At 76.5% G+C, this 12,638-nt stretch carries 2 protein-coding genes; both read left to right on the top strand.

The genetic code is table 11. From position 1 onward, the window contains the following. Window positions 1–79 precede the first annotated feature (79 nt). Window positions 80–3,259, top strand: a complete 3,180-nt coding sequence (locus ACIA8X_RS35700; RefSeq protein ID WP_399460037.1) for a type I polyketide synthase — start codon at window positions 80–82, stop codon at window positions 3,257–3,259. A 58-nt stretch (window positions 3,260–3,317) separates the two neighbouring features. Continuing rightward, complete coding sequence (locus ACIA8X_RS35695; protein WP_393460544.1) at window positions 3,318–12,638, top strand: type I polyketide synthase; 9,321 nt, start codon at window positions 3,318–3,320, stop codon at window positions 12,636–12,638.

The following is a 12,638-nucleotide window of genomic DNA, read 5'->3' as shown; positions in this document are numbered from 1 at the left end:
CTAAGGAAAACCGAGACCGCCCCGACCTACCTTCCACAACAGTCTCGTCGAGTGCGTGAACCATCGGAGGCGGTGCGGCATGACCATCCTGTCCGGACTGGAGTTCCTCGACCTGTACGACCACCCGGTGGCCGCCGAGCCGGTCGCGGTCGTGGCCATGGCGTGCCGACTGCCCGGCGGGATCACCGACCCCGAGGGGCTGTGGGAACTGCTCCTGGCCGCACGCGACGCCATCGGCCCGCTGCCCGCCGACCGGGGCTGGGACCCGGACGCCCTCGACGGGCCGGACCGGGTCACCGTGCCCCGGCGCGGTGGATTCCTCGACGGCGCCGCCGACTTCGACGCCGACTTCTTCGGGCTCTCGCCCCGCGAGGCCGTCGCGACCGACCCCCAGCAGCGGCTGCTGCTGGAGACCGCCTGGGAGGCCGTGGAGCGGGCCGGTATCGACCCGCTGTCGCTGCACGGCACCCGCACCGGCGTCTACGTCGGCGTCAGCGGCGAGGACTACGCCCTGGTCACCGCGCGCTCCGCCGAGGACGCCGCCGCGAACGCCGTCACCGGCACCGCGCCCGGCGTGGCCTCCGGCCGCCTCGCACACTTCCTCGGACTGCGCGGCCCCGCGCTGACCCTCGACACCGCGTCCTCGTCCTCGCTGACCGCCCTGCACTGCGCGGTCCGCGCCCTGCGGGCCGGGGAGTGCACGCTCGCCCTGGCCGGCGGGGCGAACGTCCTGTCCACGCCGCGCAGTCTCGTCGGGTACGCCCGGCAGGGCGGCCTGGCCCCCGACGGCCGCTGCAAGCCGTTCTCCGCCGACGCCGACGGCACCGCCTGGGCCGAGGGCGCCGGGGTCGTCGTACTGGAACGCCTCGCGGACGCCCGCCGCAACGGGCATCCCGTTCTCGCCGTGATCCGCGGCACGGCCGTCAACGCCGACGGCGCCACCGACCGGCTGACCGCGCCGAGCGGCGCCGCCCAGCGCGAGCTGATCGCCCTGGCCCTGCAGGACGCGGGCCTCGGCCCCGGCGACATCGACGCCGTGGAGGCGCACGGCACCGGAACCCGCGTCGGCGACCCCGTGGAGGCCGAGGCGCTCCTCGCCACGTACGGGCGGGAGCGCGAACACCCGCTGCTCATCGGCTCCGTGAAGGCCAACCTCGGGCACGCCCAGGCCGCGGCCGGCATCGCCGGCGTCATCAAGACCGTCCTCGCGTTGCGGCACGGCGTCCTGCCCGCCACTCCGCACCTGTCCGAGCGCACCCCGGCCGTCGACTGGTCGGCCGGCTCGGCGCGGCTGCCGCGCGAGACCACCGACTGGCCCGCCACCGGCAGGCCGCGCCGCGCGGCGGTCTCCTCCTTCGGTATCGGCGGCAGCAACGCCCACGTCGTCCTCGAACAGGCCCCGCCCACTAACGCGCCGGCCGACGAACTCGGCAGCGCCCCGCACGTCGTGCCCTGGGTGATCTCCGCGCGGTCCGCCAACGCCCTGGACGCGGCGGTCGCCCGACTGCGCCGCCTCGACCCCGTCGACGACCGGGCCCGCGCCGACATCGCCGTCTCGCTGGCCACCGGCCGGGCCACCGCGCTGCCGCACCGCACCGTCCTGCTGGCCTCCGCCGAGGGCACGCCCACGGCGGCGCGCTGCGTCGCCGAACCCGGTCTGTCGGCCATCCTGTTCGCCGGACGGGGCGGCCCGCACGACGCCGCCCGGACCCGTGAACTCGCCCGGCGGTTCCCGGTGTTCGCGCGGGCCTTCGACGCCGTACGCGACGCCTTCGACGGGCTGTCGCCCTGCCTCATCGGCGACTGCACGGAGCCGGGCCACAGCACCGAGCCCCTGCTGTTCGCCCACGAGATCGCCCTGTACCGGCTCCTGGAGTCCGTCGGCCGGACTCCCTCCTACGTCGCCGGACACGGCCTCGGCGAGGTGGCCGCCGCCCACGTCTCGGGCGCGCTGTCCCTCACCGACGCCTGCCGGGTCGTCGCCGCCCGGGTCCGGCTGGAGGAGCGGCTCGCGCCCGCCGCCGGCGTCGCCGTCCGCGCCACCGAGGCCGAGGTGGCACCGCTGCTCACCGCGAACGTCGCCGTCGCCGCCGTGGACGGACCGGACCGGATCGTGCTCTCCGGCGCGGCACGCGAAGTCGCCCGCATCGCCGACGCGTTCGCGGCCGAGGGCCGTGCCACCACCCAGCTCCGCGCCCCGCACGGACTGCACTCCCCTCTCGTGGCCGACGCCCTCGACGAGTACCGCGGCGCACTGGCCGGCCTCGAACCGCGCACCCCGCGCATCCCGCTCGTGTCCACCCTCACCGGCACCCGCGTCACCGGCACCGACCTCGCCTCGCCCGCCCACTGGGTCGGTCACGTGAGCGGCACCGTACGGTTCGCCGACGCCGTCACCGCCCTGCGTGACGCAGGCGTCCACACCTTCCTCGAAGTGGGCACCGACGCCACCCTCACCGCGAGCACCGTCGAACTGCTCGCGTGGACCGGTGTGGTGACCGTCGCCGCCCAGCGCGCCGGCACCGACCCCGAGACGGCCCTGCTCACCGCGCTAGCCCGGCTCCACGTCACCGGCAGCGACGTGCACTGGCCGGCCCTGTTCACCGGAACCGGCGCCCGCCGCACCGACCTGCCCACCTACCCCTTCCAGCGTGAACGCCACTGGCCCACCCCGGCGGACACGACACCGTACGCGCCCGCCCCGTCCCAGGCCGACGACCGTCCCGCCGCCGAACCGGCCGCGCTGCGGGCCCTCAGCGGACCGCGCCGGGTCCGCGCGCTGCTCACGCTGGTGCGCGCCGAGGCCGCCGCCGCCCTCGGGCACGCCGACCCCGGCCGCGTCGAACCACGCCTTGCCCTGCGCTCCCTGGGCCTCGACTCCTACGCGGAGACCGAGCTGCGGGTCCGCCTGGGCCGCGCCACCGGACTCGACCTGCCCGCCACCCTCTTCTACGACCAGCCCACCCCCGCCGCGCTCGCCGCCCGCCTCGCCGAACACCTGGACGAGACACCGCGCCCCCTGCCGGACTGGCCCGCCGGCTTCGAACAGGCCCTGCGTGAACTGCCCGAGGACCACCCCGCGCGGCGCCGCGCCGTGCGCCGCCTCGAGGCACTGCTGTCCGACCTCGACCCCGTACGGGGCCGGCACCGCGTGAACGGCACACATGGCACCCACGGCACGACGGACGCCGCCGACATCGCCGCCGCTCCCGTCGACCGGCTCCTGGACCTCATCGACGAGGAGTTCCCGGTCCGCTGACCGGCGCCCACCCCCTCACCGCAGGCCACGAACGCCCGCCGACGCGATGGGACATCCCGTGCAGGAAGAGCAGCAGGACACAGTCGTCGACTACCTCCGAAGGGTCACGGCGGAGCTGCGCCATGCCCACCGGCGCATCGAGGAACTCGAGACGGACCGCGCCCACGGAGCCCCCGCCGACGACCCCGTCGCCGTCGTCGGCATGGGCTGCCGCCTCCCCGGAGACGTCACGTCGCCCGACGACCTGTGGCGGCTGGTCGACTCCGCCGGGGATGCCGTCACCACCTTCCCGGCGGACCGCGGCTGGGATCTGACCGCACTGCTCGCCGAGTCCGCCGCGCGCGGCGGCGGGTTCCTCACCGGCGCCGACGCCTTCGACGCGGAGTTCTTCGGCATCTCGCCCCGCGAGGCGGCCACGATGGACCCACAACAGCGGCTGTTCCTCGAAGTCGCCTGGGAGGCCCTCGAACACGCCGGCATCGACCCGCAGTCCCTGCGCGGCAGACGCGCGGGCGTGTACGCGGGCACCTACCAGTGGGACTCCGGGCGCCCCGGACCCGGCGACGGCGCGGGCCACGTCATGACCGGCACCGCCTCCAGCGTCCTGTCCGGCCGCCTCGCCTACGTCCTCGGCCTCGAGGGCCCGGCCCTCACCGTCGACACCGCCTGCTCCTCCTCGCTGGTCGCCCTGCACACCGCCGTCCAGGCCCTGCGGACCGGCGAGACCGAACTGGCCGTCGTCGGCGGTGTCACGGTGATGTCCGACCCGGCGCTCTTCACCGAGTTCAGCCGGCAGGGCGGACTCGCCCCCGACGGCCGCTGCAAGGCGTTCTCCGCCGCGGCCGACGGCACCGGCTGGTCCGAGGGCGTCGCCGTCCTCGTCGTGGAGCGCCTGTCCGACGCCCGCCGCAATGGGCACCCCGTCCTGGCGCTCGTACGGGGCACCGCCGTCAACTCAGACGGTGCCTCCAACGGCCTCACCGCCCCCAGCGGTCGCGCCCAGCAGCAGGTCATACGGCAGGCCCTCGCCGCCGCCGGGCTCACCCCCGCCGACGTGGACGCCGTCGAGGCGCACGGCACCGGCACCCGGCTCGGCGACCCCGTGGAGGCGTCCGCGCTGCTCGCGACCTACGGCCAGGACCGCGAACGGCCGCTGCTGCTGGGCTCGTTGAAGTCGAACATCGGGCACGCCCAGGCCGCCGCGGGCGTCGCCGGCGTCATCAAGACGGTGCTGGCGATGCGGCACGGCAGACTGCCGCGCACCCTGCACGCGGGCGAGCCCACCGCCGCCGTCGAGTGGACGGCCGGCCGCGTCGAACTGCTGCGGGAAGCCGCCGACTGGCCGCGCACCGGCCGGCCCCGGCGGGCCGCCGTGTCCGCGTTCGGCATCAGCGGCACCAACGCCCACGTCGTGCTGGAGGCGGCTCCCGAGCCGGTGCCGACGGCGGAGGCGGCCCCGAGGCCGGTCCGCGCGGTGCCCTGGCCGGTGTCCGCCCGCGGTGCCGAGGCCCTCGCGGACCAGGTGGCCCGCGTCCGCGCCCGGGCCACCGACCAGGACCCGCTGGACATCGGCCACTCGCTGGCCACCGGACGGTCCTCCTTCGAGCACCGGGCCGTGCTGCTCGGCTCGGCCGAGGGCGCGCCGCCGCTCGCCGAGGCGGTCGCGGGCGACGAGCCGTCCGTCGCCGTGCTGTTCTCCGGGCAGGGCAGCCAGCGCCTCGGCATGGGACGCGAACTCGCCGCCCGCTTCCCGGTCTTCGCCGCTGCCCTCGACGAGGTCCTCGCCGAGCTCGACCCGCGCGTGCGGTCGGCGATGTGGGGCGAGGACGAACAGACCCTGCACCGCACGGAGTTCGCCCAGCCCGCACTGTTCGCCGTCGAGGTCGCCCTGTACCGGCTCGTCGTCTCGTGGGGTGTGCGGCCCGAGTACGTCATGGGCCACTCCGTCGGCGAGATCGTCGCCGCCCACGTCGCCGGCGTGCTGTCCCTGACCGACGCCTGCCGCCTGGTGTCCGCACGGGCCCGCCTGATGCAGGGACTCCCGGCGGGCGGAGCCATGGTCGCCGTGGCCGCCGGTGAGGAGGAGGTCCGCCCCCTACTCACTGACGGCGTGGTCCTCGGCGCGGTCAACGGCCCGCGCTCCGTGGTCCTGTCCGGCCCCGAGGAAGCGGTGGAGGCCGTCGCGGCCCGCCTGAGCGAGGCCGGGCACCGCACCGCACGCCTGCGGGTCTCGCACGCCTTCCACTCCCCGCTGATGGAACCCGCCCTCGACCCGTTCCGCACGGCCGTCGCGGAGCTGTCCTTCGCCGAACCCGTCCTGCCCGTCGTCTCCAACGTCACCGGACGGCTCGCGGCACCCGGCGAACTGACCACCCCCGACTACTGGGTACGGCACCTGCGCGAGACCGTACGCTTCGCCGACGGCGTGCGGACCCTCGCGGAGCACGGCGTCGGCGCCTGGCTGGAGGTGGGCCCCGGCGGCGTCCTCGCGGCGCTCGCCCAGGAGACCCTGCCGCCCGGCACCGTCGTCACACCCCTGCTGCACGGCGGCCCGGACGACGAGCACTGCGCCGTCACGGCACTGGCCCGGCTGTACGTCCACGGAGTCCCGGTCGACTGGACGGCCCTGTTCGCCGGGACCGGCGCCGAGCGGATCGACCTGCCCACCTACCCGTTCCGCCGCAGCCGCTTCCCGCTCCGCCACAACGCCCCGGACTCGGACGGTACGGACCTGTGGGCGGCACTCGGCCGCACGGAACCGTCCGCGCTCGCGAGCCGCCTCGGCGTCGCGGAGGACGCCGTCCGTTCCGTCGTACCCGCCCTGCTGTCCTGGCGTTCCGGGCACCGCAGCCGAGCGGCCCTGGACGCCCTGCGCCACCGCGAGCACTGGCAGCCGTACTCCTTGCCCCCGGCCGGCGAGGTGACGGGCGGCCGGCTGCTCCTGCTGCCGGAGCACGACGATCACCCGTGGGCCCGCGCGCTCGCCGACGCCCTGGCCAGGGCTGCCGTGCCGGTCCGCTGCCCGGCCGGCGCCGACCGGGCCACGCTCGCCGCTCTGCTGCGGGACGCGGCGGGCGACACCGACCTGGCGGGCGTCCTGTGCCTCACCGCGCTCGGGGACCCCGACGGACCGGACGTGCCCACCGGGCTCCTGGACGCGCTGACGGCCGTTCAGGCGACCGGTGACGCCGGGCTGCGGGCGCCCGTGTGGTGCGTGACGCGTGACGCCGTGGCCGCCGCCGACGGCGACCGGGCCCACGGTCTCGCCCAGGCCGCGGTCTGGGGGCTCGGCCGGGTCGCCGCCCGGGAGATACCCGACCGCTGGGGCGGCCTGCTCGACCTGCCCGCCGACGCCCCCACCCCGCACACCGTCGCCACCGCCCTGGCCGCCCTCACGGCCCCCGGCGGCGAGGACGAGGTGGCCGTACGCGCCACCGGAGCCCTCGTACGGCGACTCGTGCCGGCGCCTCGACGGGAGCCCGAGGCGCCCGGGGGAGTGCCCGGCGGCTCGCCCAGCGGATGGCGTCCCGCCGGCACCACCCTCGTCACGGGCGGCACCGGCGGTCTCGGCGCGCAGGTCGCACGCCGCCTGGCCCGGGAGGGCGCCGAGCGGCTGTTGCTGATCTCCAGGCGCGGACCCGATGCGCCGGGCGCGGCCGAGCTGAGACGCGAACTGGCCGAGGCCGGCTGCGAGGCGGACATCGCCGCCTGCGACGTCGCCGACCGGGCCGCGCTCGCCGCACTGCTCGCCTCCCTCCCCGCCGACCGGCCGCTGACCGCCGTGGTGCACACCGCCGGCGTCCTCGACGACGGCGTACTGGACCGCCTCACCCCCGACCGGTTCGCGGACGTGTACCGCGCCAAGACCACCGGCGCACTGCACCTGGACGAACTGACCCGGGGCCACGACCTGTCGGCGTTCGTCCTGTTCTCGTCGGTGTCCGGTGCCCTCGGCAACCCCGGCCAGGCCAACTACGCGGCGGCCAACACCGTGCTCGACGCGCTCGCCGCCCGCCGTCGGGCCGAGGGGCTGCCCGCCGTGTCGATCGCCTGGGCGGCCTGGCGCGGCGCCGGTATGGCCGCCGGACTCGACGACGCGCAGGGCCGGCGCTCCGGCCTCGGCGGCCTCGACCCCGAACTCGCCCTCAGCGCCCTGCTGGAGGCCACCGCCGAGCCCCACCCGGCCCTCCTCGTGGCCGACCTGGCACCACTGGCCGCCGCACTGCGCGCCGGGCTGCGCGGCAGCCCCGTCCTCGACGGCCACCCCGCCGTACCGGCCCTTGCGGACGTGTCCGCGACGCCCCTGGCCGAACGGCTGCGTACGGCCCCGCCCGCCGAGCACGCCACGCTCGTCCTGGACGCCGTACGCGCCGCTGCCGCCGCCTCGCTCGGTCACCGTCGCGCCGCCGACGTGCCGCCCGACCGGGCCTTCCGGGCCTCCGGGTTCGACTCCCTCACCGCTGTGGAGCTGCGCAACCGGCTCGTCGCCGCGACCGGCCTGCCACTCGCCGCAGGCGTCGTCTTCGACCATCCGACCCCGCGTGGCCTCGCCGAGCATCTGCTCGAAACCCTGACCGGCACGGGGGAGGACCCGGCTGCCGTCGCCGCGCCCGAACTCCGCGACGACGCCGACGACCCGGTCGTGATCGTCGGCATGGCGTGCCGGCTGCCCGGCGGCGCCGACTCCCCGCAGCTCCTGTGGGACCTGCTCGCCGAGGAACGGGACGCGATCGGGCCCTTCCCCGGCGACCGCGGCTGGGACCTGACGGAGTTCGCCGACGGCGGCGGACGTCTCGAAGGCGGATTCCTCTACGACGCCCACGACTTCGACGCGGCCTTCTTCGGGATCTCGCCGCGCGAGGCGGTCACCATGGACCCGCAGCAGCGCCTGCTCCTGGAGACCGCCTGGGAGGCCGTGGAACGGGCCGGCATCGACCCGCACACCCTGCGCGGCAGCCGCACCGGCGTGTTCGTCGGCAGCAACGGGCAGGACTACGCCCATGTCGTCAGCGGCTCCGCGGAGCGCACCGAGAGCCACGCCGCCACCGGCCTCGCCGCCAGCGCCCTGTCCGGCCGCGTCTCCTACACCCTCGGCCTGAACGGCCCGGCGTTCACCGTCGACACCGCCTGCTCCTCCTCGCTGGTCGCCCTGCACCAGGCGGTGCGCGCGGTCCGCGCGGGCGAGTGCGTGCTCGCCCTCGCCGGCGGCGTCACCGTGATGACCGACTCGGCCAGCTTCGCCCGCATCCAGCGGCTGGGCGCCATCGCCCGCGACGGCCGCTCCAAGGCGTTCTCCGAGGACGCCGACGGGACCGGCTACTCCGAGGGCGTCGCCCTGCTCGTCGTCGAACGGCTCAGCGAGGCCCGCCGTCTGGGCCATCGGGTACGGGCCGTGATCCGCGGGTCGGCCGTGAACCAGGACGGCGCCTCCAACGGGCTCACCGCCCCCAACGGGCCCGCCCAGCAACGCGTCATCCGCGCGGCCCTGGCCGATGCCGGGCTCGCCCCGGCCGACGTGGACGCCGTCGAGGCGCACGGCACCGGCACCCGGCTCGGCGACCCCATCGAGGCCGAGGCCCTCCTCGCCACCTACGGACAGGACCGCGCGCACCCCCTGCTGCTGGGGTCGGTCAAGTCCAACATCGGCCACACCCAGGCGGCCGCCGGAGCGGTCGGCGTCATCAAGACGGTACTGGCCCTCGAACACGGCACCCTCCCGCGCACCCTGCACGCCGACACGCCCTCCACCCGCGTCAACTGGACCACGGGCGCCGTACGGCTGCTGCGGTCCGCGCAGGAATGGCCCGACACCGGGCGAGCCCGGCGAGCCGCCGTGTCCGCGTTCGGCATCAGCGGCACCAACGCCCACGTCGTACTGGAGCAGGCGCCCCCGCAGCCCGCCACCGACCCCGAACCTCAAGGCGAGGCGCCCCTCGTCACCTCCGACCTGCCCCTGCTGCTGTCCGCCCGTACCGCCCCGGCGCTGGTCGAACAGGCCGCCCGCGTCGGCACGTTCCTGCGCTCCCGGCCGGACACGGACCCCTCGGCGGCCGGCTGGGCGCTCGCCACCACCCGGGCCGCCCACCCGCACCGCGCGGTCGTCCTCGGCCACGACCGCGACCGGCTGCTCGACTCGCTGGACGCCCTGGCCACCGGCACCGCCGACCGCGCCGTCGTACACCGCACGGCCGCCGACACCGCCGCCGGGCCGGTGTTCGTCTTCCCCGGTCAGGGCTCCCAGTGGTGGGGCATGGGCCGCGAACTGTACGACACCTCAAGGGTGTTCCGCGCCACCGTCGACGACTGTGCCGACGCCCTCGCCCCCTACGTCGACTTCTCGCCCGTCGACCTGCTGCGCGGCGCGGGCGACGACCCGGCCGTGCTGCACAAGGCCGACGTCGTGCAGCCCGCGCTGTTCTCCACGATGGTCGCGCTGGCCGCCCTGTGGCGCTCCCTCGGTGTCGAACCCGCCGCCGTCGTCGGCCACTCCCAGGGCGAGATAGCCGCCTCCCACGTCGCGGGCGCCTTCACCCTTGAGGAGGCCGCGAGGATCGTCGCGCTGCGCGGCCGGACGATGCTCGAACTCGGTGGACTGGGCGGGCTGATGACGGTGTTCGCGCCGGTCGACCGTGTCGAGCCCCTGCTTCGGGCGTGGCCCGGCCGGCTCGGCGTGGCCGTGCTCAACGGCCCCTCCACGGTCGTCGTCTCCGGCGAGAACGGTGCCCTCGACGAGCTGCGCGAGCTGTGCGCGGGCATGAACCTGCGCACCAAGGACGTCAAGTCCGACATCGCCGGGCACGGACCCCAGACCGAGGCCGTCGAGGAGCAACTCCTCGACGCCCTGGGTACGTTGACCCCGCGCCCGGCCGACGTCCCGTTCTACTCCACCGTCACCGGCGGCCGCCTGGACACCACCGAACTGGACGCCGGCTACTGGTACCGCAATCTCCGGCAGACCGTCCGTATGGAGGCGGCCACCCGCGCCCTGCTGGAGGCCGGGCACCGGGTGTTCGTCGAGAGCAGCCCGCACCCGGTGCTGGCCGGCGCGATCGGTGAGACCTGCGAGGCGGCGGGCACCGAGGGCGCCGTCGTCCTCGGTTCCGTGCGCAGGGACGCCGGCGACGCCCGCACCTTCCTGCTGTCGGCGGCCGCCGGCTGGGCGGCGGGCCTGCCCGTCGACTGGCGGACCTGCTTCCCCTCCGCCGCCCGCACCGCGCCCCCGGTCGAGCTGCCCACCTACCCCTTCCAGCGCCGCCGGTACTGGCCCACCCCCGGAACCGACCCGGAGGCCGCCGGCTCCGGGGAGGACAGCGCCTTCTGGGACCTCGTGGACGGCGCCGACACCGCCCGGCTCGCCGCCGAGACCGGAGCCGGCGAGCCCGAGCTGGCCGCCGTCCTGCCCGCCCTCGCCGACTGGCGGCAGCGGTTCCGGCGGCGGGCGCTCGCCGCGTCCTGGAGCTACCGCGACGCCTGGCAGCCGCTGCCCACGGCTACCGCGGCAGCGCCGGCCGACCGCCTCGTCGTCGTCCCGGCCACGCACGCCGCCGACCCCTGGGTGGCCGCCGTCGTCACCGCTCTCGGCCCCGGCACAACTCGCCTCGACATCGACCCCGCCACCGCCGACCGCACCACCCTCGCCGCGGCGCTGCCCGCGCAACTCTCCGTCGCAGTGTCCCTGTTGGGCCTCGCCGAGGAACCGGCCGACGCCCGCCACCCGGCGGTGCCCGCCGGGCTGGCCGCGACCGTCGCCCTGCTCCAGGCCCTCGCCGAGCGGCCCACCGGGGCCCGGCTGTGGTGCCTGACCCGGCAGGCCGTCGCAGCCTTCCCCGGCGACCCCGTCCGCCATCCGGTCCAGGGCACCCTGTGGGGACTCGGCCGGGTCGCCGCCCTCGAACAGCCCGCGCTGTGGGGCGGTCTGGCCGACCTCCCGGACACCGTCGACACCCGCACCGGCGGACTGCTCGCCGCGCTGCTCACCGCCGACGCCACCGAGGACCAGCTGGCCCTGCGCCCCTCCGGCGCCTACGCCCGCCGCCTCCTCCCCGCCGGGGAACCGATCCCGTCGCAGTCCTGGCGCACCGGCGGCACCGCCCTCGTCACCGGCGGCACCGGAGCCCTCGGCAGCCGCCTCGCCCACTGGGCCGTCTCCCGGGGCGCCGCCCACGTCCTGCTCCTCAGCCGTCGCGGCCCCGACGCCCCCGGCGCCGACACCCTCACCAAACAGCTCACCGAACTGGGCGCCCGCGTCACCGTCGCCGCCTGCGACACCGCCGACCGCGACGCGCTCGCCGCCCACCTCGACGCCCTGCCCGCCGACCAGCCGCTGACCACCGTCATCCACGCCGTCGGCGTCTCCGACGGCGACAGCGAGACCACTGCCCTCACCCCGGACACCCTGCAGACGCTGCTGAGCGCCAAGCTGCTCGGCGCCCGCCACCTCCACGAACTCACCGCGGAGCGCGACCTCGACGCGTTCGTGCTGTTCTCCTCCGGCGCCGCCTCCTGGGGCAGCGGCGGCCAGCCCGCCTACGCCGCCGCCAACGCCTACCTCGACGCGCTCGCCCGGCACCGCCGCGCCACCGGCCTGCCCGCCACCTCCGTCGCCTGGGGCGCCTGGGGCGAGACCGGCATGGCCACCGAGCCCGGCCTCGCCGTCGAACTCGCGCGCCGCGGCGTCCACCCCATGGACCCCGACACCGCGCTCGCCGCCCTGCAGCGCGCCCTCGACGAGGACCTCACCGGCATGACGGTCACGGCCACCGACTGGGCGGTCTTCCTGCCCGCCTTCACCGCCGCCCGGCCCAGCCCGCTCCTTTCCGCACTGGCACGGACCGTCGAACCGCCCTCCGCCGAGGACCCCGAGCCCGACTCCGGCCCGACCCTGCGCGACCGGCTCGCCGACCTGCCCGACGTCGAACGCACCCGCCTGCTGCTCGACCTCGTCCGCACCGAGGCCGCCGCCACCCTCGGCCACTCCGGCGCCGACGCCGTCCCCGCCGATCGCGCCCTGCGCGACCTCGGGTTCGACTCCGTCAGCGCCGTCGACCTGCGCAACCGGCTCAAGACCGTCACCGGCCTCGCCCTGCCCGCCTCCCTGGTCTTCGACCACCCCAACGCCGCGGCCCTCGCCGCCCACCTGCGCACCGCACTCTTCCCCGACGCGCCCACCACCACCGACGGCGACCCGGACGCCGAGGTCCGCGCCGCCCTCGCCGCCATCCCGCCCGCCCGGCTGCGCACGGCAGGCCTGCTGGACCTGATCCTGCAACTCGCCGACGGCGAAGCCGAGGTCACGACCGCTCCCGCCGACGAGAGCGACCTGGACGCCCTCGACGGCGAGAGCCTGCTGCGGCTCGCGGCCGAGACCACCTCGGACTGA

This window comes from Streptomyces sp. NPDC051738 (genome assembly GCF_044453205.1).
In the GTDB taxonomy this organism is placed as follows: Bacteria; Actinomycetota; Actinomycetes; order Streptomycetales; family Streptomycetaceae; genus Streptomyces.
Note: the sequence above shows the minus strand (reverse complement) of the source record. Positions and strands in the feature narration are given on the sequence as shown.